18 protein-coding genes and 1 riboswitch are annotated in these 24,005 nt (G+C 39.6%); of the genes, 10 read left to right on the forward strand and 8 right to left on the reverse strand.

From position 1 onward, the window contains the following. Positions 1 to 3 precede the first annotated feature (3 nt). Both ACHFIZ_RS13815 and ACHFIZ_RS13820 read right to left on the reverse strand, forming a co-directional pair. Positions 4 to 849 carry an N-acetylmuramoyl-L-alanine amidase family protein gene (locus ACHFIZ_RS13815; RefSeq protein WP_410886823.1) on the reverse strand — a complete coding sequence of 282 codons (846 nt, stop codon included), beginning with the start codon at positions 847 to 849 and terminating at the stop codon, positions 4 to 6. A gap of 12 nt (positions 850 to 861) precedes the next feature. Next, positions 862 to 1,767 (reverse strand): N-acetylmuramoyl-L-alanine amidase family protein, encoded by a 906-nt coding sequence (locus ACHFIZ_RS13820; protein WP_410886825.1) that lies wholly within the window; start codon positions 1,765 to 1,767, stop codon positions 862 to 864. Positions 1,768 to 1,928: 161 nt separating this feature from the next. Between ACHFIZ_RS13820 and ACHFIZ_RS13825 the strand changes: the two genes are divergently transcribed. The 3 genes from ACHFIZ_RS13825 to ACHFIZ_RS13835 are packed head-to-tail and all read left to right on the forward strand — an operon-like array spanning position 1,929 to position 7,082. Then, positions 1,929 to 4,481, forward strand: coding sequence for a putative LPS assembly protein LptD (locus ACHFIZ_RS13825; protein ID WP_410886827.1), 2,553 nt, complete (start codon positions 1,929 to 1,931; stop codon positions 4,479 to 4,481). 10 nt (positions 4,482 to 4,491) lie between these two features. Further along, positions 4,492 to 5,739 carry a competence/damage-inducible protein A gene (locus tag ACHFIZ_RS13830; protein WP_410886829.1) on the forward strand — a complete coding sequence of 416 codons (1,248 nt, stop codon included), beginning with the start codon at positions 4,492 to 4,494 and terminating at the stop codon, positions 5,737 to 5,739. Positions 5,740 to 5,789: 50 nt separating this feature from the next. Further along, positions 5,790 to 7,082, forward strand: coding sequence for a dihydrolipoamide acetyltransferase family protein (locus ACHFIZ_RS13835; RefSeq protein ID WP_410886831.1), 1,293 nt, complete (start codon positions 5,790 to 5,792; stop codon positions 7,080 to 7,082). A gap of 58 nt (positions 7,083 to 7,140) precedes the next feature. Here ACHFIZ_RS13835 and ACHFIZ_RS13840 read toward each other — a convergent pair whose 3' ends face one another. From ACHFIZ_RS13840 to ACHFIZ_RS13855, 4 genes are all read right to left on the reverse strand, one after another. Then, positions 7,141 to 8,382, reverse strand: coding sequence for a homoserine dehydrogenase (locus tag ACHFIZ_RS13840; RefSeq protein WP_410886833.1), 1,242 nt, complete (start codon positions 8,380 to 8,382; stop codon positions 7,141 to 7,143). 4 nt (positions 8,383 to 8,386) lie between these two features. Beyond that, the gene (gene metX, locus ACHFIZ_RS13845; RefSeq protein WP_410886835.1) at positions 8,387 to 9,445 is read right to left on the reverse strand and encodes a homoserine O-acetyltransferase; all 1,059 of its coding nucleotides are present in this window, start codon (positions 9,443 to 9,445) and stop codon (positions 8,387 to 8,389) included. Between the two features lie 22 nt (positions 9,446 to 9,467). Then, positions 9,468 to 10,775: an O-acetylhomoserine aminocarboxypropyltransferase/cysteine synthase family protein gene (locus tag ACHFIZ_RS13850; RefSeq protein WP_410886837.1), complete on the reverse strand. Its 1,308-nt coding sequence runs from the start codon at positions 10,773 to 10,775 to the stop codon at positions 9,468 to 9,470. Positions 10,776 to 10,973: 198 nt separating this feature from the next. Next, positions 10,974 to 11,085, reverse strand: a riboswitch (SAM riboswitch). Positions 11,086 to 11,253: 168 nt separating this feature from the next. Next, positions 11,254 to 12,369, reverse strand: coding sequence for a trans-sulfuration enzyme family protein (locus ACHFIZ_RS13855; RefSeq protein WP_410886839.1), 1,116 nt, complete (start codon positions 12,367 to 12,369; stop codon positions 11,254 to 11,256). A gap of 114 nt (positions 12,370 to 12,483) precedes the next feature. On the opposite strand from ACHFIZ_RS13855, the gene ACHFIZ_RS13860 reads away from it, so the two are divergent. From ACHFIZ_RS13860 to ACHFIZ_RS13885, 6 genes are all read left to right on the forward strand, one after another. After that, positions 12,484 to 12,972 (forward strand): hypothetical protein, encoded by a 489-nt coding sequence (locus ACHFIZ_RS13860; protein WP_410886841.1) that lies wholly within the window; start codon positions 12,484 to 12,486, stop codon positions 12,970 to 12,972. A gap of 150 nt (positions 12,973 to 13,122) precedes the next feature. After that, positions 13,123 to 14,316: an aminofutalosine synthase MqnE gene (mqnE, locus tag ACHFIZ_RS13865; protein ID WP_410886843.1), complete on the forward strand. Its 1,194-nt coding sequence runs from the start codon at positions 13,123 to 13,125 to the stop codon at positions 14,314 to 14,316. Continuing rightward, positions 14,317 to 14,928, forward strand: coding sequence for a histidine phosphatase family protein (locus ACHFIZ_RS13870; RefSeq protein WP_410886845.1), 612 nt, complete (start codon positions 14,317 to 14,319; stop codon positions 14,926 to 14,928). A 5-nt stretch (positions 14,929 to 14,933) separates the two neighbouring features. Further along, positions 14,934 to 15,659, forward strand: coding sequence for a menaquinone biosynthetic enzyme MqnA/MqnD family protein (locus tag ACHFIZ_RS13875; RefSeq protein WP_410886847.1), 726 nt, complete (start codon positions 14,934 to 14,936; stop codon positions 15,657 to 15,659). 119 nt (positions 15,660 to 15,778) lie between these two features. Then, positions 15,779 to 18,355, forward strand: a complete 2,577-nt coding sequence (gene mutS, locus ACHFIZ_RS13880) for a DNA mismatch repair protein MutS (protein WP_410886849.1) — start codon at positions 15,779 to 15,781, stop codon at positions 18,353 to 18,355. Between the two features lie 3 nt (positions 18,356 to 18,358). Next, positions 18,359 to 18,874 (forward strand): C40 family peptidase, encoded by a 516-nt coding sequence (locus ACHFIZ_RS13885; protein WP_410886851.1) that lies wholly within the window; start codon positions 18,359 to 18,361, stop codon positions 18,872 to 18,874. A 119-nt stretch (positions 18,875 to 18,993) separates the two neighbouring features. Here the strand turns inward: ACHFIZ_RS13885 and ACHFIZ_RS13890 are convergent, their stop codons facing one another. Both ACHFIZ_RS13890 and ACHFIZ_RS13895 read right to left on the reverse strand, forming a co-directional pair. Then, positions 18,994 to 20,898 (reverse strand): DUF3857 domain-containing protein, encoded by a 1,905-nt coding sequence (locus ACHFIZ_RS13890; protein ID WP_410886853.1) that lies wholly within the window; start codon positions 20,896 to 20,898, stop codon positions 18,994 to 18,996. A 1-nt stretch (position 20,899) separates the two neighbouring features. Next, the gene (locus ACHFIZ_RS13895; RefSeq protein ID WP_410886854.1) at positions 20,900 to 22,876 is read right to left on the reverse strand and encodes a DUF3857 domain-containing protein; all 1,977 of its coding nucleotides are present in this window, start codon (positions 22,874 to 22,876) and stop codon (positions 20,900 to 20,902) included. A 112-nt stretch (positions 22,877 to 22,988) separates the two neighbouring features. On the opposite strand from ACHFIZ_RS13895, the gene ACHFIZ_RS13900 reads away from it, so the two are divergent. Further along, the gene (locus ACHFIZ_RS13900; protein ID WP_410886856.1) at positions 22,989 to 24,005 is read left to right on the forward strand and encodes an exonuclease domain-containing protein; all 1,017 of its coding nucleotides are present in this window, start codon (positions 22,989 to 22,991) and stop codon (positions 24,003 to 24,005) included.

The following is a 24,005-nucleotide window of genomic DNA, read 5'->3' on the forward strand; positions in this document are numbered from 1 at the left end:
TACTTAATTTGTTTCAGTTTCTTGTCTATATGTTTTGACAGCTTTAAAAATCGAATTAACAATTTCCGCTTGTCCATTTTCAGAGTTAATGTATTCTTCTTCATCAGGGCTGGAAATAAACCCAATTTCGGTAAGGACTGCAGGCATTCCACACCGTTGAAGAATAAGTAGGCCTTGCTCTTTCACACCTCTGTTAACCCTGTTGTCGTTCATTGTAAAATTATCCTGAATTAGGGTCGCTAATTTCAAACTTTTATCCCTGAATACATTTTTAAACAAAGATAATATAATAAATGTTTCAGGATCATTGGGGTCGTAACCATTATAATTCTGCTTATAATTCTTCTCCAATTTTATATCTTCATTTTCTCGAATAGCTGCATCCTGTTCATTTAGCCGATGTGATCCTGCAACAAAAGTTTCGGTACCTCTTGTAGTACGGTTTTTAGCGTAGGCATATTTTGCTACACGCCTTCCACTTTTGGTTTTTGTGTAGCCTGTTATCACTCTTTTATCCGGCATGGAGTTGCAGTGGATAGAAATGAAAATATCTGCATTGTTATCATTAGCTAGCGCAGCCCTTTTGTAAAAGTCAACGTCAACGTCGGTTTTTCGCGTATACAACACTTTAATCCCTGGCATTTCCTGCTCAAACTTCTTACCGAGTTTGAGTGCGACCGCTAGTGCAACGTTCTTTTCGAGTGATGTACTGCCTTTTGCCCCGGGCTTATTACCTCCGTGCCCGGCATCAATAACAATCGTTTTTACCCTATAAGTTTGTGAAAATAATGTGCCGGAACAGGCGATTAGGAAGATGGGTATAAGAAACAGTTTCCGTTTTAATCTCATTTATAGGTTGAATTATCCTTCAATAACTTTTCGGTAGTTCTTAATAGCTTCTAACAAACAGTTTGTGATTTCGTTTTGACCTGATTCAGAATTCATAAAGTCTTCTTCATCAGGATTGCTGATAAAGCCAATTTCAGTTAAGATAGCCGGCATACCGGCCCTCGCAAGTACGGCAAGGCTTTTTTCCTGTACTCCCCTGTCAATGCGGCCAACGTTTATGTATTGATCCTGTACCAACTTAGCCAGTTTCAAACTTTGGGTGCGGAAAGTATTTTTCATTAAGGAAAGGATGATAAAGTTTTCAGGATTATTTGGGTCAAATCCCTCATAGTTTTCCTTATAGTTCTCCTCTAGAAATATTGCTGCATTCTCTCTTTTAATGGCTTCATCCTGCTCATTCACCCGTCCCATACCCGATACGAATGTTTCTACCCCACGAGTGCTTGTGCTTTTTCGAGAAACTGTTTTCGTGATCGGAATTTTCTTTCCTTTACTGTTTCTTCTACTACCCGTCACTATTGTAGACCTGTAGACAGGCATATCATTGCAATGAATGGAAATAAATAGGTCTGCTTTAGCATTGTTTGCAATAGCAATTCTCTCATATAACGGAACAAAAAAGTCCTCAGTTCTGGTGTAGATTACCTTGACATCTTTCATGTTTGCTTCTATAGCGGCACCCAAATGTAGTGCTGTCTTTAGCGCCACATCTTTTTCTGTGGAATAGAGCCCTCTTGTACTTCCATCTTTGCCTCCATGACCAGCGTCAATAACGATTGTTTTTATTTTGTATTCCTGCGTAAAACCTTGATAACTAGACATTGTATTAAGGGTTGAGGAAATAAAAGCGATCAAAATAAGTTTTGATCTAAGCAATGGTATATTTTTCATTAATTTTGGACGTTTTGGATTAAACATTAATGCAAAAATAACATTCACAGACGAATTTGAAACTTTTACTGAATATCATTTTTTTTAGCTCAATTGTATTGTTGGTATTTACCGGTAATAGGGTTCTAGCATATTCCAATTTATCACTACAGCAAGACACTACGATCAGAAGGCCAAATAGTGGTCAAATGCGACCTCAGTCTCCCTTAACCGGATCAACTTCGACTCAAGGTAAACCTAAAGATACGACTGCTTCAGAAAAGGTGGAATATAAAGCCAAAGATTCTACCGTTGTAGATAAAACGAGCGAAATCGTTTATTTGTATGGGGAGGCGCGTGTTATATATCAGGGTTTTGAATTGGATGCAGATTATATTGAATTTAATACCAAAACTAACCTGGTCTATGCAAGGGGAAGAACCAATGCAAAAGGGAAGTATGTGGGTAGGCCTATATTAAAGATGGAGGGGCAGGGAACATCAATGGCGGATTCCCTTCGGTATAACCTTAAAACGGGTGCCGGCACTATTCATGGTGTATTTTCAGAGCAGGAGGGAGGGTTTTTCTCTGGCGGCAAGGCAAAAAAGCAACCTGATGATGAAATTCATAGCAAGGGTCAGATTTATAGTACTTGTAACTTGCCACATCCACATTTTGGGATTTACATTACAAAAGGTATCGTTACAAAGAACCAGATCATCACTGGTCCGGTATATCTTGAAATTGAAGATGTACCCTTACCATTAGGCTTACCCTTTGCGTTTTTTCCAAAGCCAAACAAGAAAAGTTCAGGATTTATTCTTCCTAGTCCTGGGGAGGATTTTACAAGAGGATTTTTTCTTAGAGATGGGGGGTATTATCTGGGGCTGAATGATTTCTGGGATGCAAAGGTATTAGGGACCATATTTACCCGTGGCTCTTATGAAGGGTCATTGCTTTCGAATTATATCAAACGATATAAGTATACGGGGACAATAAATTTCCGCTATGCCAATTCAAGATATGGTTCTGAAGGTTCCTCTGATTTTTCTGCACAGAAAGATTTTAACATCATCTGGAATCACAGTCAGAATGCAAATGCAAATCCTGGAACAAACTTTTCTGCTTCAGTTGACGCGGGTACTAGTAGTTACAACAGGAATACTGCTGGTGGCAATAGCTACGATCCAAACCAGACCGCTAAGAATACTCTTCGTTCAAGCATCGCTTATGGCAAGATATTCGGCAATGGCATAACATTTGGATCCGATGTTTCGGGTTACCAGGATACCCAGAATAAAAGCGTGGGTATTACCCTTCCAAACATTAGTTTGGCTGTTCCTACCTTTAATCCTTTTGACTCGAAAGAACGGCTAGGGGAGCAAAAATGGTATCAGAAGATAACTGTAGGATACAGTTTACAAGCCAGTAACTCAATAACGACAACAGAGAGCGAGCTTTTTAAAAAAGAAAGCTTAAGAAAATTCAAGAATGGTTTAAATCACCAGATACCGATCAACATGGCATTTAATGTGCTTACGTTTTTCAACTTCAATACAGGAGTCTCTTACACCGAAAGATGGCATTTTCAAACCATAGAAAGAACATATCTGAGAGTAGTGAATTCTTCTGATCAGATAATCACAGATACCATCCCTGGTTTCAAAAGAAACAATGAATACAATGTGAGTATGGGTACTTCTACCAAGATTTACAGCACCGCTCAATTTACGAAATTTGGAAACTTCAAAGCATTAAGACATGTAATGACTCCTTCTGTAAACTTTAGCTACCGTCCAGATTTTTCCAATGTTCAGCGTGGCTACTATAAAGAAGCTAAGTATATTGATGGAACAAGTGTAATAGGATCAGATGGACGGCCATTGACTTACTCGATCTTTGAAGGGTCATTATATGGTGGGCCAGGTGCCGGGCAAAATGCTTCTATTTCCTTCGGGTTAGACAATACGGTAGAAGCAAAGGTCTTAACTCCGAAAGATACCACTGGAAAGGGCGAGCGAAAGATCCCGATCATCCAAGGTTTGAGTATTAATGGTAGCTACAATTTTCTGGCTAAAAGTTATAAACTGTCAACACTGAGTTTTAACGGGCGTTCACAATTTTCAGATAAATTAGGTGTCAATTATTTCGGTACACTTGATCCGTATCAAACCGAGGATGTCACAGCTAACAATAAAACAACCAGGCAGCTTGTCGATAAATATACCTGGGAGGCTGGTCAGCTTCCACGCTTGACCAGCTTTGGTTTTAGTTTCAACTATAGCTTAAATCCCGAGGCTTTGAAGCGCAGAAATATGAATGAGAATGAACTTCGGCAAAATGCCTCAAAGCTTGGTGCTGTCACGAAAGAGCAAGCTGATGCACTTGCAATGGTGAGCCGGGATCCCAATGCATTTGTTGATTTTAAAATTCCATGGAACTTTGCATTTGACTATGCTTTTCAATACACTACAAATAGGGAAGGCTTAAATGGCTCAGTTACGAATACGCTAAACTTCAACGGTGACGCAAATATTACCCCCAAATGGAAAGTGCAGTTCTCTTCAGGATGGGATTTTAAAGCAAGCACCTTCTCTTACACCAGCTTGTCAATTTACCGTGACTTGCACTGTTGGGACATGAGCGTGAGCTGGGTTCCATTTGGTGCTTATCAATCGTATTCCGTAGATATAAAAGTAAAGGCATCCGTTCTTCAGGATCTTAAACTCAGTAAAAGAAAAGCTTACTACACCCGTTTCTAAACATCAACATATGCTAGCTGAAATTATAACCATAGGAGACGAAATTCTAATTGGTCAGATCGTGGATACTAACTCTGCCTGGATGGCACAGCAGTTGAACCAGATCGGAATCCAGGTGAAGCAGGTCAGCTCGATATCTGATGATGCTGATCACATAGTTGAGGCCTTAAATCTTGCTCGGAAGCGAGCTACAGTAATATTGATCACAGGTGGATTAGGGCCAACAAAAGATGATATCACCAAATTTACGCTGGCTCGGTATTTTAACATGACTCTTAGGCGTGATGGAGAAACATTAAAACACATTGAGGGTATTTTCGAACGCCTAAACCGTCCGATGATTGACCTGAATATACAGCAGGCCGATGTGCCAGATGGCTGTACAGTAATTCAGAATAAAAATGGAACCGCACCTTGTATGTGGTTCGAATCTGATGGAAACATCATTGTCTCCATGCCTGGCGTGCCTTTTGAGATGATGTACTTGATGCAGGAAGAGATTTTACCGCGATTAAAGCGCGCATTTAAACTTCCCTTTATAGTTCATAAAACAATTCTTACTGCAAATATTGGAGAGTCTTTCCTCGCTACCGAAATAGAATCAATCGAAGATAGTTTGCCCACTTATATCAAACTTGCTTATCTACCAAAACTTGGTCAGGTTCGTTTAAGACTAAGCGCAACAGGTGATGATGAGGAAATTTTGAAACAGGAAGTCAAATCCTTCGCACAGCTTATCATTGAAAGAATTAAACCGTATGTCGTTGTAGAGGATGATATTGCGTTAGAAAAGGCAGTATTTGATGTGATGGAAAGTAAAGGATTGTCGCTATCTACAGCAGAAAGTTGCACAGGGGGCTATATTGCTCATTTAATCACCAAGCATCCGGGTTCTTCAACTGTTTATAAGGGTGGAGCGGTGGTGTATGCTAATGAGCTTAAGCAATCCGTACTAGGTGTTTCCGCAACTACGCTTAACAGTTTTGGTGCTGTCAGTGAAGAGGCAGTAAGAGAAATGGCTCAGGGAGCTTTGAAAAATTTCCAAACAGATTACGCTGTTTCCGTCAGCGGTATCGCAGGGCCTGGCGGCGAGCTGCCTAATAAACCTGTGGGCACTGTTTGGATTGCCGTTGCAAGCAAACATGGAGTAGTTTCAAAGGTATTTCAGTTTGGCAATAAAAGAATGCAAAATATAGAACGTTCTTCTTCAGCCGCTTTAATGATGATTCTAAATGAACTAAAGCTAAACACAGTTTAAGTGTTCTAAATACTTTACTTTTGCAGTTGTTACCAATAATGAAATAAAAGATGGCTCAATACGAATTATTGTTACCTAAAATGGGGGAAAGTGTTGCCGAAGCTACTGTTATTAAATGGATAAAGCAGCCCGGGGATAAAGTAGAGTTAGACGATACCATTCTGGAAATTGCTACTGATAAGGTTGATTCTGAGGTTCCTTCTCCAGTAGCTGGCACATTAGTTAGGCACCTATATAGGGAAGATGAGGTGGTACAGGTTGGTTCAATTATCGCTATTATTGATACAGAAGATATTGATGAACCTACCGAAGTTCCTTTTGTTAATCAAATTAAAGAAGAGGATATTCTGGAGTTGAATGCTCCCGCGATAACAGAGGACTTGCCGACTGCTCAAGATTCACTAGAAAGTGAATCATCGCACCGTTTTTATTCACCACTTGTAAAAAACATCGCAAATCAAGAAAATATTTCTTTACCGGAACTAGAAGGTCTAAAAGGAACCGGCGCCGACGGGAGATTAACAAAAGATGATCTTCTGAGTTACATTTCAAACAAACCAAGTAAAGACAGCCCAAAGCCTTTAGTTTCTGAACCAACAATAACTGCTAACAAGCCAGCATACAGCGTAAGTGGGGGAGATGAAGTCATCGAGATGGACAGAATGCGTAGATTTATTGCTGACCACATGGTAATGAGTGCCTCGACTGCACCACATGTTACTTCTTTTGTTGAGGCTGACGTAACTAATCTTGTGTTGTGGAGAGAAAGGGTTAAAGTAAGCTTTGAAAAAAGAGAAGGTGAAAAAATAACTTTCACGCCCATCTTTATAGAAGCAGTCACAAAAGCCATTAAAGACTTTCCGATGATCAATGTTAGTGTCAATGGTACCCAAATAATTAAAAAGCGGGATATTAACATTGGGATGGCCGCTGCACTACCAAGTGGTAATTTAATTGTGCCTGTTATTAAAAACGCTGATCAGCTCAATCTTGTTGGCTTAACAAAGTCAGTCAATGATTTAGCTGGCAGAGCTAGAAATTCTAAACTGAAGCCTGATGAAACGCAAAATGGAACCTTCACATTAACTAATGTGGGTTCGTTCGGAAATGTAATGGGAACTCCAATCATCAATCAACCTCAGGTAGCAATACTGGCAGTCGGTGCCATCAAAAAAAAGCCAGCTGTATTGGAGACAGAATTTGGAGATGTGATAGCAATCCGGCACATGATGTTCTTATCGTTATCATACGATCATCGTGTGGTAGATGGGGCATTGGGTGGATCATTTGTTAGAAGGGTAGCTGATTATCTGGAAAACTGGGATATTAATAGAGAAATATAAATCGATTAGGGCCCCAATTGAGGCCCTAATACTATCAAAGCAAAACAAAGTATAAAAACTAGTTCAACGAAATTTCTTCTTCAGCAATGGTTTGAAACTCCCTCTCTGTATAAGTATATTTACCTGTATGGGCAATAAAAACATCTTTCTGTTCTAATAAGCCACGATTAGCTAGAAGGGATCTCAAGCTTATATTTCCAATTACATATTTATAATCGTTTCTTGAGAAACGTTCCGTTATGTGTTCCACTTTCAGCTTCTCAAGCGTATATTCATGTGTGTACCTTAAATATACCTCAATATTGACATTGTCTGTATGGATTAAACCATTCAATTGATGATGTTTCTTGTATTCATAGCGATAATCATAACGCAATGCTGCTATGTCGGACAGTACAGCTGCACCGGTTGGATGCCCACCAGCGCCTTTTCCAAAGAAAAATTGTTTATCTGCAAAAGCCGCTTGAACGGTTACGCCATTGTATTCATTCTCCACGTTAAAAAGAAAGTCGTCTGACTTTACAAACTTAGGTAGAACGTAGGTTACAACTTGCTTAGTGCTGATTTTTCTTGCAGTTGGGACAAGCTTAATCTTATAATTCTTTTCCCTCGCGTAACGTATGTCGTGCTCAGAAAGATTTTGAATTCCAACGTTCAGGATTTTGTCCGGATCAATGAATAGGCCATAAGCATGTGCTGTAGCTATCGCTAACTTAAATTTCGGGTCGTAACCTCCAACGTCAAGGATTGGATTTGATTCTGCAAATCCCAGGTCTTGAGCTTGTTTTAAAGCCACTCCGTACTCAAGATCCTCATTGAAAATCTTTGAGAGTATGTAATTCGATGAGCCATTGAAAATTCCGCTGATCCCATGAAGCAATTCGTTGTCATAATACTCTTCCAGGTTTCTGATAATAGGGATACTTCCGCAAACCGCCCCTTCATATAGTAGTGATGAACCGTACTTTGCTTGCAATTGAACAAGTTCCGCTAGATGCATAGCAATCATTTTCTTGTTTGCCGAAACCACATTTTTACCACCAATTAAAGCACGTTTCACTATTGTAAATGCAACATCAGCATCATCAATAAGCTCAACTATTGTATTGATTTCCGGGTTATTTAAAATTTCATTGTGGTCTGTGGTAAACAAGTTCGCATTTAAGCTCCTTTTCTTATCAGAATTCTTAATGGCGATTTTAACGATCTCTAAATTAAGATCCTGACCGCGTATAATATCGTTAAGCCCTTGTCCAACGACACCAAATCCAAAAAGGCCAATTTTAAGTCTTTTGCTCATTTAATTATGCAGTTCTATTGAGTTTTACTATTTTTTTATTTGCACTATCTTTAAGGAAATTGCCAATAATACGTGTGAGACTATCTGTTTCAATCAAAAATCCGTCATGACCATAGGCAGAGTTGATGCTTTTAAAAGTAGCGTTTTGAATATTTTCTCCAAGGTACGCTTGTTCAGAAACTGGGAAAAGAACATCGTTATCTATGCCAATCACTAAAGTATTTGCTTTAATCTGCCTTAAAGCATTAGCTACACTCTTACGACCTCTGCCAACATTATGACTGTCCATGGCCTTAGTCAGATAATAATAACTGAACGCATTGAATCTATTGCAGAGCTTCTCTCCCTGATAACATTGGTATGACGATGCTCTGAAATTTGTCGTCTTATCATTAACGCTTTCAAGTTGAGTAGCCGAATACGCTTCATAAGTCCTATATGACAACAATGCAATGCTTCGGGCAGTCTTAAGACCTTTTAAGCCTCCTTTAGGATTTTGAGCATAAAAGCTGCGGTCTGTTGAGATTGCTAGTCGTTGACTCTCATTGAATGCTATTCCCCATGGGGAATGTGATGCATTTGTGGCCATTAGGATTAAATTCTCAATTTTGTTGTTATCGGCAATAGCCCACTCCATGGCCTGATGACCGCCTAAAGAACCTCCTATTAGGACTTTTATCTTCCCAATGTTTAAGTGATCAGCTAATAAACGATGTCCATTAACGATATCTCTTATCGTAAATTCAGGAAAAGATAAATAATAAGGCTGGCCGGTAGCTTCATTTACACTTAAGGGATTTGTGCTTCCATAATGGGATCCCAGTATATTGGCACAAACTATAAAGTGTTCCTCTGGATTAAACAGGTCATTATTACCAAACAATCCTTTCCACCATTCAAGAACGTCAGAATTGGCGGTAAGTGCATGACAAACCCAGATTACATTATCTTTATTACTGTTTAATTTCCCATAAGTTTGATAAGCAATTTGAATGTTTGCAAGTTCATTTCCGCTTTCTAACCTAAACGGATTATCGTAATTGTAAGTAGCCTTAGTACTCATTATATGTGTAAACGTATTGTTATTATTTATGGTTTATTATTGCGAAGGCCTGTTCAAAGTCTGCCTTGATATCATCTATATGCTCCAGACCAACTGAAACCCTTAAGAGATTAGGCAATACCCCTGATGCTGCTTGTTCCTCCATGCTCAGTTGTTGATGTGTTGTTGCTGATGGCTGAATGATCAGCGTTTTTGCGTCGCCGACATTTGCAACATGACTCACTAATTTGAGGCTATCTACAACTGTGGTCGTGCTACTCGCATCTCCATTTAATTCAAAAGACAACATGGCACCAAAACCGTTTTGTAAATATTTTTTAGCATTGGCGTGATAAGGGCTACTTTCCAGTCCTGGATAATTGACTTTCTTGACCGCTTCGTGACCGTCGAGCCATTGCGCAAGGGACAAAGCGTTATCTACGTGACGCTGAACCCTCAATGATAAGGTTTCTAAACCTTGAATTAGCAAAAATGAGTTGAAAGGCGACAAAGATGGGCCAAAGTCGCGTAGGCCCTCAACTCTGGCGCGAATGGCAAATTGTATGTTTCCAAAAGGGCTACCTATTCCAAAAACATCGCTAAATACCAGTCCGTGGTAGCCTTCGGACGGCTCGCTAAACTGAGGGAACTTTCCATTTCCCCAATTGTAAGTTCCGCCATCAACTATCACCCCGCCAATGCTCGTGCCATGGCCTCCAATCCATTTGGTCGCAGACTGCACTACGATGTGTGCTCCATGCGCTAGAGGCTTGAATAGGTATCCTGCTGCGCCAAAAGTATTATCCACAATCAAGGGTAAATCGTGTTTATTTGCTATCGCAGAAAGCCTTTCAAAGTCAATAATGCTGAAAGAAGGATTCCCTATACTTTCTAGGTATATCGCCTTTGTTTTGCTATCGATTTGTGCTTCGAAATCTTCCACATTATCACCATTGGCGAATTTGACTTCGATTCCAATACGCTTAAATGCTACCTTAAATTGATTGTAGGAACCGCCGTATAAGTGTGATGACGAAACGAAATTGTCCCCTACCTGAAGAATATTATTAAGCGCTATAAACTGCGCCGCCAGTCCTGATCCCACAGCCAATGCTGCGACTCCGCCTTCCAATGCCGCAACTCGTTTCTCAAATACATCAGTAGTTGGGTTCATGATGCGGGTGTAAATATTGCCGAACTCTTTTAATGCAAAAAGGTTTGCGCCATGTTCCGAGTTCTTGAATGCGTAAGAAGTGGTTTGGTAAATTGGGACGGCTCGTGAACCTGTTGTTGGGTCTATTTCTTGGCCAGCATGTATTTGTAGTGTTTCGAATTTGTAGGAAGTTGACATAATTTAAGTTTAGAAAAGTAAATTTTAATTGTACATAGTTCTTTGGCGTACCCTTTTGAAGGGCCTTCCGGATTGAATTATTTACACAAAGGGAAGATTGTTGTTTTTATAGCATGCAACAGCACATACAGGGAGTATGCTTATGGCTACAACAATTGATTAGATATGGTAAGAATTTAACTGTTTTCATCTTGTTTAAATTTATCTTTCCAAGAAGCACCATGCACCCTGGTCAGGAATTGGCACCTTCTCCAATTGGAGGGTTGCCAGTGGGTCATTGAGCCTGTCTCTCGCCACTTCTTTATAAATCAAACCATATAATAAGGCATGACTTCATAGCTATTGCTATGTGTTGGTACAAATGTATAATATACACTTAAATATACCAAAATATTATTCTGATTATTTTATAATATACTGAATTTCAGTTGAATGAAATTTAATGAATAGATCTTTTAGCTTGATTCACTGGGTTTTATTAGCTTAAAGCCTGATTTATATCCTCAATTAGGTCGTCAATATGTTCTAGGCCGACCGATATCCGAATTAAATTCTGTGGAGTTTTTGTGTCAGGTCCTTCAACGGATGCCCTGTGCTCTATTAAGCTTTCTACGCCGCCCAGACTAGTAGCCTGAGCGAAAATCTTTACTGTGTTTACAACTTTTCTTGCTTCCTGGGCACCACCTTTAACCAAGATAGACATCATTCCACCAAACGAACTCATTTGTTTTTTGGCGATCTCGTGCTGCGGATGCGAAACTAAGCCAGGGTAGTACACAGCCTCAACCTGTTGGTGTTGCTCAAGAAATATGGCCAGAGCCATACCATTTTCACTATGGCCACGCATCCGGTAAGGCAGTGTCTTTATGCTTCGTAATAAAAGAAAGCAATCAAAAGGAGATGGTACCGCTCCACCTATTTGTTGTATATTTCTGATAGCTTCCCAAAGATCATCTATTTTAGCAGTTATCAAAATGCCGCCTAGCACGTCACTGTGGCCACCGATGTATTTGGTTGAAGAATGCATTACGATATCTGCCCCAAGATCTATTGGATTTTGGAGACAAGGGGAGGCAAAAGTACTGTCACATGCCATAACGAGGTTGTGTTTTTTGGCGATGGCAGAAATCGCACTTATATCGGTCACTTTTAGTAGTGGATTTGATGGCGTCTCGATCCAGATCAAGGCTGTATTGTCTTTAATAAAAGATTCTAAAGATTCAAGGTTCGTTAGGTCGACAAAATCAAACTCCAGCGTACTTGCGAAGATGGACATCAACTGCTTTTTAAAACCCCAATACATATCATCCGGCGCGATGATGTGACTCCCCGGTTTTAACGCCTGAAACAAGCTCATTCCTGCAGTATTGCCAGATGAAAAAGCACAGGCTTCCTCACCATGCTCCAGATCTGCCAGTGTTTTTTCAAGATTAGACCTGTTTGGATTACTTACCCTGCTGTAGATATGTCCGCCTGAATAGCCACCTTCTTCATTTCTTAAAAAAGTTGTAGATAGGTTAATAGGGCTGGTCACATCATTGGTGCTTGCTTTGAATAAATTTCCGGAATGTATAGCAAGTGTTTCGGGCTTCATTATGATATTGTTAGGTAGATAAGCGCTTATTAAGCTTAACAGTGATAAAGGTAGAAAATATTCTGTTTAAGTTTTGGCAAGATTTGTGTAATTGAAAAGCAAAACAACATTGATATGAAAAGAATAATCCTAATAGCAGCCATTTTATGTAGTTCATTAATGGTTTTGCAAAGCTGTTCCCCTAAGGGTGCTGCAAACTCAACGGTCAAAAGAGGCGACATAACTGGTAACTGGGTATTGAGCGATATTACTTTTGAAGGACTTCCGCAATCTGCGGTTAAATCTTTGTTTGATGAAGGTTCCTATACTTGCTTTCAAGGAAGTACCTGGAGCCTAACAAACAGCGGTAATGGAACTTATACGCTCCCCGGTGGTGGAGCTTGCGCAGCAAAAACACAATCTATCTATTGGTCAGCTTCACCAGCAGATCAAACTTTTCAATTCAAAAAGATTTTTGAAGGAGATAAAGCTAAGAATGTAACCTCTGGATATCGACTGGTACTTACTTCTAGCGATGGAAATAATATGGTGATTAAGTCACCTGTTGAATATGGTACATCACCAGCCTACATCGTGCTTAACTTTACAAAGGCAGTAAAATAATTTGACACTTTGGTTACGTGAAAAGGGATTCAATTGATTTTGAATTCCTTTTTGTATTACAGCTCTTTTACACAACCCTGACAGGTAATAGTTCTTGAGGAAATGTGTTCTCTTGATTTTATCTTACTTTTGCCATATTATAAAAACTTAATGAGTACTACGTCAACATTATCAGTTTTAATTCACGATCAGGACTTATCTGAACAACTTAGGTTCATCGCTGAGAAAGTTTCAAATCAAGAGCGGATTACTTTTGATGAGGGTGTTTACCTTTACGAGCATGGAGAGCTTGGATATCTTGGGGCCCTTGCCAACTATATTCGGGAACAAAAACATGGTGACAAGACTTATTTTAATAAGAACTTTCATCTTGAGCCTACTAACCTTTGTGTGTACGATTGTAAGTTTTGTTCTTATTCCCGGCTGATAAAACAGAAAGAAGAGGGCTGGGCATTAACGCTGCAGGAGATGTTGGATGTAGTTAAAATATATGATGATGAACCAGTGACTGAAGTTCATATTGTGGGTGGCGTTTTGCCGCAATACGATGTAGCTTTCTATTCTGCGCTTTTCACTGCTATCAAACATCACCGCCCAAATCTACACGTGAAAGCCTTAACTCCGGTTGAATATCACTATATATTCAAAAAGGCCAAGATAGATTATGCCACTGGGATGAAGCTTATGAAAGATGCCGGACTGGAATCTATACCAGGTGGTGGTGCTGAAATTTTTCATCCGGAAGTACGTGAAATTATAGCAAAAGATAAATGTACTGGTGAGCAGTGGTTACAGATCCATGAGGAGTGGCATAAACTCGGTATGCGTTCCAATGCGACAATGCTTTATGGCCATATAGAAAAATATGCACATAGAATTGACCACATGGAACAACTGCGACAACTGCAGGATAGGACCGGTGGTTTCCAGACTTTCATTCCTCTGAAGTTTAGAAATCAACACAACCAGATGGAGAATGTTCCAGAGGTGTCAGTTATTGAGGATTTAAGAAATTATGCAATCTCAAGGATCTACCTTGATAATTTCGATCATATCAAAGCTTATTGGGCGATGATTAGCAGACAAACTGCTCAGCTCTCCTTGAATTTTGGTGTAGATGACATCGACGGAACGCTAGATGATACCACCAAAATCTACTCAATGGCTGGAGCGGAGGAACAACATCCGGCAATGAGTACAAAAGAGCTTGTTAACTTAATTATGCAAGTAAAACGTAAGCCAATAGAAAGAGATACCTTATATAATGTGGTGACTGATTTCACAGACGTTGTTTTCGAAGAGGATGTTAAGCCTCAGTTTTATAAGTTGCCGGTGATTAATTAGATGGACAAAGAACTATATATCATCAGACATGGTGAAACTGAATTAAATAAGCAAGGAATTGTACAAGGCAGGGGTATCAATAGTGATCTCAATGATACAGGCCGTGCACAGGCTGCAGCTTTTTATGAGATGTATAAAGATGTCCCTTTTCAAAAAATTTATACATCAACTTTGAAGCGAACACATCAGACTGTTCAGCGTTTCATCGACGGAGGTATCCGATGGGAACAGCTTTCTGGTTTAGATGAGCTTGCCTGGGGGGAATGGGAAGGTAAATCGAACGATGCCAATGCTATAGCAGCTTTTAAATCGATAATGGAAAAATGGCAGTCAGGTGATTACGATTCTAAGTTTGATGGGGGAGAAAGTCCAAATGAAGTACTCTTGCGCTTAACAGAAGCGGTCGAGATAATTAAAAGTCATAAAGAAGAAAAGTTGGTTCTAATTTGTATGCATGGTCGCGCAATGCGGTTACTCCTATGTTTACTTGCAAATAAACCACTTTCTGAGATGGGTGATTTCCCACATCTGAATACCACGCTTTACAAAGTAGAATTGACTGACGATATTTTTAATATCGTGGAGTTCAATAATACTGACCATTTAAAATAAGTGCTTTGAGTAGAATAAAAATATCTGCAGTAGCCTACACCAATACTAAACCTTTTATCTACGGTATATCACACTCTGAAATATTTGATAAAATAGACCTTAGCCTTGATATACCGTCAGATTGTGCTGCGAAACTAATCAATCGGCAGGTTGATATTGGTCTTATCCCTGTAGCAGCAATACCTTTTGTGCCAAATGCAAACATAGTGGCAGACTATTGCATAGGGTCTGTAGGTGCGGTTAATTCCGTATTTATATTCAGCAATCTTCCCGTAGAAGAGATAAAAACAGTAAGACTTGACAGTCATTCAAGAACTTCCAACAATCTTGCTAAGGTTCTCCTTAAGTTTCACTGGAAGAAAGAAGTTGAATTCACCACAGATATCGACGCTACAACGGATGCCTTCGTACTAATTGGAGATCGTACTTTCGGAAAAAGAGACACCTATCCCTTCGTGTATGATATGGGGGAGGAGTGGATGCTATTCACGGGACTTCCCTTTGTTTATGCAGCATGGGTTGCAAATAAGCCAATCGATCAATCATTCATTGACGAATTCAATAAAGCACTTGCTTTCGGTTTGGCCCATAGAACAGAGTTGTTGAACGAATTGCCTGTTCAGAAAGGTTTTGATCTCAAAGATTATCTTTTCAATAAACTCGATTTCGATTTGACTCACAAAAAACGGGAAGCTCTGGATCTTTTCCTATCTTATATCTCAAGATTGTAAACCTATTCACAATCCATAAATTTTCCACAAATCATAAAGGCTCCAAATGAAGGTGGTATATTTACGATTTTGTAAACAGATATATTTTGGCGAAAGACGTGTATAAAGAAACCCCCTTAATGCAACAATATAATGCTATCAAGGCGAAATATCCCGGTGCATTACTTTTGTTTAGAGTTGGTGACTTTTATGAAACCTTTGGCGAAGATGCTGTTAAAACTGCACAGATTCTAGGTATTGTTCTGACCAGAAGAGGTACAGGACCTAACGGCGCATTGGAGCTTGCTGGTTTTCCTCACCATTCACTTGATAACTACCTTTCTAAATTAGTTAGAGCCGGTCAGCGGGTAGCGATATGCGATCAGTTGGAAGACCCGAAAACTACTAAAACTATTGTCAAAAGAGGCGTCACTGAACTTATAACACCAGGCGTTGCATACGGTGACAACATTTTAAACCAAAAATCTAATAACTACCTCGCCGCTGTTTATTTTGAGAAAAACACTTTAGGTGTGTCTTTCGTAGACATCTCTACGGGTGAATTTTTGGTAGCCCAGGGCGACGCAGAATATATTGATAAACTTTTACAAGGCTTCAAGCCTAATGAAGTCGTTTATCAAAAAACCAAACGTAAGGAGTTTCTGGAATTTTTCGGCGATAAGTTTTATACTTTTCACCTGGATGACTGGGCTTTTACATCAGACTATGCAAATGAAATCCTGACTAAGCATTTCGAAGTGAATTCGTTAAAAGGCTTCGGGGTAGATAAGCTTCAGGCAGGTATTGTAGCCGCGGGTGTAGTCTTACATTACCTGAATGATACGGAGCACCGCAATTTAAAGCACATTAGCGCCATCTCCAGGCTGGAGGAGGATAAATACGTTTGGCTAGATCGATTTACAATCCGAAACCTGGAGCTGGTAAGTTCTCCGCATGACAATGCGGTAACCCTGTTTGAAGTCTTAGATCAGACTTCCACTCCTATGGGGGCACGATTATTATACAAGTGGATCATCATGCCTTTGAAGGAACTGAAGCCTATTAAGGAGCGGCTAGGTATGGTAGAATATCTTGTTAAAGATGAGTCCCTGCTTGAATCTTTTAACAACCACATCAAGCAAATTGGAGACTTAGAGCGCTTGATCTCTAAAGTCGGCTTACAACGCGTAGGTCCCAGAGAGCTATGCGCTCTAAAAAGGGCCTTATACCATATCGAGTCGGTCAAAAGTATTGCAGAAGAAACAAAGAATCCCTTCCTTGGTGTACTGGCAGAGCAGCTTAATCCCTGTTTAACGATCAGAGAAAAGCTAGAAAGAGAGCTACAGCAAGATCCTCCAGCACTATTAATTAAAGGAAATGTGATTGCCGACGGTATAGATGAAGAGCTTGACCGCTTGAGAAAGATTGCTTTTGGCGGTAAGGATTATTTGGTTGAAATCCAGAAGCGGGAAGCGGCCTCAACCGGAATTCCTTCTTTGAAGGTAGCATTTAATAATGTTTTTGGATACTACCTGGAAGTAACTCATACCCATAAAGATAAGGTACCAGAAGACTGGATCAGGAAGCAGACCTTGGTAAGTGCTGAACGATATATTACACCAGAGCTGAAGGAGTACGAAGAACAGATTCTTGGAGCAGAAGAGAAAATCCAGGTGATCGAAGTCCGCATGTACAACGAACTTATGTTCAAGGTATCTGCATACATTAAACAGATTCAGTTAAATGCCTTCCTTATCGCTCAGCTTGATGTGCTCTTGTGTTTCGCTCAGCTTGCCATTAAAAATCATTACGTAAAACCTGAAGTAAATAACGGAATGGCACTTGACATCAAAGGTGGAAGACATCCTGTTATAGAAAGAAGACTTCCGGTTGGTGAAGAGTATATTACCAATGATGTATTTCTTGATAACGAAACTCAACAAATAATTATCATTACCGGGCCAAATATGTCGGGTAAGTCGGCAATCTTGAGGCAGACAGGCTTGATTGTCCTGATGGCTCAGATGGGATGTTTCGTGCCCGCTAAAACCGCGGCTATCGGGTTGGTTGACAAGATTTTCACCAGGGTTGGCGCATCAGATAATCTTTCTTCAGGAGAAAGTACCTTCATGGTTGAGATGAATGAAACCGCGAGTATATTAAACAATATTTCAGACAAGAGTCTGATCCTTCTAGATGAGATTGGCCGAGGAACTAGTACCTATGATGGTATCTCTATTGCCTGGGCAATTGCAGAGTTTCTACACCAACATCCCACAGCAAAGCCCAAGACTTTATTCGCTACTCATTACCATGAACTGAATGAGCTTGTGAATACAATGGGAAGGATTAAGAACTTTAATGTTTCAATAAAAGAAGTCGGCAACCGCGTTATTTTTTTAAGAAAGCTAGTTCCTGGAGGCAGCGAACATAGTTTTGGTATTCATGTAGCAAAGATGGCTGGTATGCCTCCCAAACTGATCTATCGTGCTAATGAGATTCTTAAAAAGCTTGAAATTGACAGAACTGAAGGGCAGAGCATTAAAGATAGCATCAAAAAAGTACAGAATCAGGCCTACCAGTTACAAATGTTTGCTGTTGAAGACCCCGTCCTTATTAAAATTCGTGATTCTATAAATAACCTGGATGTAAACATCCTAACTCCGGTAGAAGCGCTTCTTAAACTAGATGAAATTCAACGCATTATAAAACAATAAGCTATGTACATGACCAAAAGTGATACGCTCCATTTCAAGCTGATTTTTGGATTAATACTTATGATGGTTTTCGCTTCATGTGCCTCTAGAAGACCACCAGTCAAAACCAATGCTGCTGCGGCTAAAATTGCTGACGCCATGTCGAACTTGAAAAGTAAGCAGTTGTACCGATTCATTACAGACTGGACTGGAGTAAAGTATAAGCTTGGTGGTTTGGATAAAGGGGGGATTGATTGCTCTGGTTTTGCGCTTCTACTAGAGAAACACATTTATAGTATTGGCTTGCCAAGACGGTCAATAGACCAGGCAGAAACAATCCGGGAAAAGAACATTGATCAGCTAAAAGAAGGCGACCTTATATTTTTTTCGTTTAAAGGCAGAGAGGTTGATCACGTTGGTGTATATTTGAATAATAACTACTTTGTCCATGCCTCGACTACAAGAGGGGTTGTTGTAGACGATTTAACCTTACCCACTTATCAAAAGGCTATGGTGAAGGCCGGGTCTTTTAAAAACTAAATGATGTCAGAAAACAATCAAGATTCTTTTTGGAAAAAGTACAAGCGTTTTGCTACAACAGAAATTCTGATGTATCTTATCATGATCATTGGTATTACACTTGGCATAATAATCCTAAGCTAGTTTACACTGAAAATGATCTTGTTTTGATCGTTACTGCTTACGGCGTTAAAAAAGTCAGCAAACTTAGTATAATCCTCAGCAGGGAATGTACCATTGTTTAGTACAATCTTCCTTTTATAGGTCAGCTTTTTTCCCTCGATCTTTGATGTCAATGTGTAAGATCCGAAGGGTGATTTAAGATCAATATCGTTCGGCTTGAGGTCAATTTTATATCCGTCAGGTAAATTATAAACCACTTCATCAATATCGGTATAACCACGGTTTATGTACAATGCTAGCGTTCTATTTCTTACTTCCGGAACTTGTCTTGATTTATTAAAGGCATTCAATGTAAGATAAACGTGTTTGTTGTTCTCTGGTGCATACCTTGGAATGGTAAGATTCAATATTTCTGTAGTAACTGGATCAATGTCCTTATTTTGAGTTAGTTTCAGATCTGTAAAATCAATATTATCTATATCATATTCGTCCTTTAAAAGTTTAAGTTGCTCTGAATAGGGTTTATTTATCAAGCCGTTATAATTTTCATATTGTGAACCTGCAAATATAGTTTTCAGTTTCCCATTTATGCTGCCGTCTGCAGTCAGCGTCAGTTCGGCTTCTCTCTCCAGTAAATTGTTGTCTGTGAAAAGCGTTGGCGTCCTCAATACTTTTCCACCCTCAGGGGTACAAGCGAGAACAAATCTGTCATCCGTAAAGGTGCCAAGGTAACCGAATGGAGCATCCTGACTGGTGCATTCCAGCCATGTGGTGTCGTTTTCGAAAGGGAGACATAAAATAATGTGGTTTCCCTGATCCATACTAGCAAAATCCGGATCTATGCTTTTTTTTAAGCTACCCGCAAAGACAACGCAGTAATAGCTTTCAATATTAACAGCTTTTAGCAGACTCTGCGCATAGTTAACCAGTGCCTTGCAATCTCCATACGAAAGTCTGTCGACCTCAGCTGCCTGAAAGGGCTGGTACCCACCAATTCCAACTTGAACACTGATGTACCTCGTTTTTTTCTGAAGATACTTATATACTATTCTTGCTTTTTCTTTATCATTAATAGCACCCTTCACCAGATCATTAATCATCTTAACAGTCTCCGCATTCAACTGCTGCCTGCTTTTGATCAGGTCATCATAAACCCACTTCCCCAAGTCTTTCCAATCTTTATAAGTTCCCTGATGGCCATAGTAGCTGAATTTCTCTGGTGCAACCTTGACGTAGGTGAGGTAACTATCAGGATCAGGTGCATAGGGTTCCGATTTGAATGCGTTTAGCTTACTTACCTTCCAAGTGTAGCTTTCGAACTTATCATTCTTTTGTACATCTGCGGCTCCGTTAAAATTATACGCCTTGATTCGTATCTTGTCGCCAGGCTTACATATGAAGGTATAAGTGCTTTGTTCCACTGCCACATCAGGGTAGGGGTTTGCATACCAGTCAGGTATATTCAGGTTTTGTTTAAACCTCATTTCATACTCGTAAACTACGGTATACGGGTAGGTACTTACTGAAGGACTGTAATATTTTACACGGTCATCCTCAAAAAGAGAGAAGTTACTCACTGCACTTTCATCAGTAAAATTGCTTAAGTTAAATTTTTCTGTCGGAGCCCCAGATTCATTCAAAACTAACCCCTTAACCCTTTTTATACTCGTATTTTTATTGTAATATAACGCCAGCGCCGCCCGTTGACTGGCATTTTTGTTCAAAACCGTTATTATCTTTTTAACCGTAAATATTACGTTTTCAGGTGCACGCATATCTACGGAAGTTTCCATGCTCCTAATCACTGCATTAGCGCGATTTTTAAGAGTCACTGGTATGTTCTCCATCTGGTAATTGCTGTAGTCCTGAGCAAAGCATTTAAGACACAGCAACAGTGCAATTAATAAAAATCTGACCTTCATATTACTTTGCTTTTTTAAGAATAATATCAGTTTTCTGCAATTGAATCATTCTACTGTAGAATTCCTTCAAAGCAAGGTATTCTTCAGGGCTATAGATTGGCTTATTTAGTTGAAATACTTGTGTAAAGGTTAAAGTATTTCCCATTAATGTAGTGTTAGACATGAACTTTCCTCCATTCTCAGGTAGCGCCATTGAAACATTTTTAGGTTGCTCTGCCAGGTACAGGTTTTCCGGAAGCTTAATCATCATGGTCACCCTTTCCTCGCGCGCAGCACCCATATCAACTGGATAAGTCCGTTCATTTAAGTTAAATGGGTTTTTGCTGGTACGGTTGATAAAGAAAGGATTAAAGTACAGTTGTGCGAAGTTCATGTTTTCAAATACCTTCATTTCAATTTCATACTTTTCAACTAGGGCATTTTCAAGCGTATCAAGGTTCTCAATAACATGGTTTAATATTTTGATGTTAGGCATTTGCTCATCCAATTTTTCTACATATTCGTCAACAGAGCCTGCTGCACCAATTTGAGCTCTCTTATTTAAGGCGGCGTAGCCCATTGAATACGTGGTAAGCAATCCTTTCAAGTTTCCACTTAGATCGAGGGCAGCTTCCAGAATATATTTCGTTGTCTCCTTTTGTGGGGCCCTAATCTCATACCAATAAGATGCTTTTTTCTTAAATCCAATAGCCCTTCCATTGCCATTTACGCAGTTCAACGGAATAAGTCCAAAAGGAAGTTGAGGCTCTGAAGCATCAAGAAGATAGGTTTGATCTCCAAGATTTAGCTTCGCGATCACATAATTGAATTCTGAGATCACCGGATATAGACTGTTAACCAAGCCATTTTGACGAGTGGATAGAATTAAGGCTTCTGCATCCATACCTGCAGCGTTTAATGCAGTAACCAGCGCAAGATTGATATCTCCAACATTACCTGACCGGGTTTCGAGCGCTTTTTTTATTCCGTTTTCGGTACGTATTCCAATAAAGTGGTTGCTTTTGATACTCCTCCCTATGTACGTATAAATCGCCTTTGCCTTCGAAAGGTGGTCTGTAGCCTCACGGGTAATGGCTGGCAGTAGCGGAATAAATAAGTCTTTTCTCTTAAGCTGTGCCCCAAAGGATTTATCATCAAGCAACTCGTTGTCCACATCTCTCCAGGTTTTGGTGATGTTGGTCTTGCTTCCAGAGGCAGTGGTATAATCAGACAGTTCATAGTATATGGCTGACTTAAAATTATCGGGTGCCGTCATATAATCTTCCTGAATGAAGGCTGGCACATCAGTCATGATATAGGTCATTTTCGAACAATCGGCCTTCATTCCTGAAATCACCAGGCATTCTTTCTGTAGCTCCGCCTTTGTAGAGGTCAGTTTTTTTGCTCCTCTTAGAGAAACATTGTAGTTGTAAATAGCAGGAATAGTAGAAACAAATTCACTACGCAACTTAGGTATACTGGACTGAAATTCCCAACTCTTAAAGTTAAATATAGTGGGAATGCGCATTAGATAACTATACTCAATAACACTGCCCTCAACTAAATTGGGCATGGTGAACTTTTTTAAACTGACGTATTTATTTCTTTTCTCATTAAAGATCTTTTTTTGATCCAGTTCATATCGTAATAATTTTCCATCAACAAAATTAAAAGTCGTTGCTTTTAATTCGTCGATTGAGTCTTCGTTTTCGGTATACGTCCGTAGTGGAATCACCACATTCCCATTCTCAAAACCGTTCTTATTGAATATTTTAATTCTTACGTGATATACGAAGTTGATATACATATGACCATCGTTATAGTCCAACTGCATCGCTGCTGCCCCATATTCGTTGATCACCATAGCATTGGCGTTACTGTCCAATCTGGTGTTTGTCAGATTTATATCACTACCACTTACGCCTCCGTAAGTGAAATCTTGCGCCATGGTGCCCAATGATAATGTGGAAAGAAAAAAGAATAGATAAATGTGTTTCATAACTAAGAGCAGTCTAATGAGGCAATATAACCTTTGAAACATAAATAAAAAAACATATTATCGATTAAATGAATCATTTTTACGACTTTTGAAGTGCTACAAAACGCTGCACATGAAATTAAATTTAATACGTCCCCTCGCTTTTTTCGATCTTGAAACTACTGGTGTGAATGTTGGAGCAGATCGCATTGTTGAAATCTCCATTCTTAAAGCTATGCCAGACGGTTTGGAGCTTGTAAAAACATTGAGGATCAATCCAGAGATGCCAATTCCTTTGCAGTCGTCAGTAATTCACGGTATCTATGAAGAACATATATTAAGTGAACCTACGTTTAAAACGGTAGCGAAGGAGATCGCAGATTTTATTGGTGATGCAGACCTCGCCGGCTATAATTCCAATAGGTTTGACATACCTGTTCTATTAGAAGAATTTTTAAGGGCAGGGATAGATTTCGATATGAATGACAGGAAGTTTGTCGATGTTCAAAACATATTTCATCAAATGGAACAACGTACGCTACGCGCAGCCTATAAGTTTTACTGTGACAAAGATATTGTCAATGCACACTCTGCTGAAGCTGATATCATTGCTACCTACCATGTTCTGTTAGCACAGATCGAACGCTATAAGGATGCCAATTTTGAGGATAAACAAGGCAATATCTCTAAACCAGTTCAAAATGATGTTGATGCGTTACATGCTTTTAGTAACATGAATAAGCCTGTGGATTTCGCCGGCCGAATGGTCTTTAATGAAGAGGAGCAAGAGATCTTTAACTTCGGAAAACATAAAGGTAAAACTGTAGAGCAGGTATTCGACATAGAACCTAGTTACTACTCTTGGATGAAGCAGGGCGATTTTCCGTTGTACACTAAGAAAAAGTTAACAGAAATATGGGAACGTTGGAACAAAAAAAAGGAAGCCCTTAAACAGGAAAAGAAAGTGCATGAAAAAGGACTAGTAAATCTAGCGGCTAAACCTGTAAACCATCACGCCAGCCAGTCATCCACCTCATCCAAAGTAGCTCAAAATCAATCACGTCCTCAGTTTATCCCTAATAAGGAATCAAAACCAGTGGATGTTACCAACGATATGTTGGAACAACTGAAGATGAAGTTTGGAAAGTAG

It is taken from the genome of Pedobacter sp. JCM 36344 (assembly GCF_046546555.1).
Classification (GTDB): domain Bacteria; phylum Bacteroidota; class Bacteroidia; order Sphingobacteriales; family Sphingobacteriaceae; genus Pedobacter.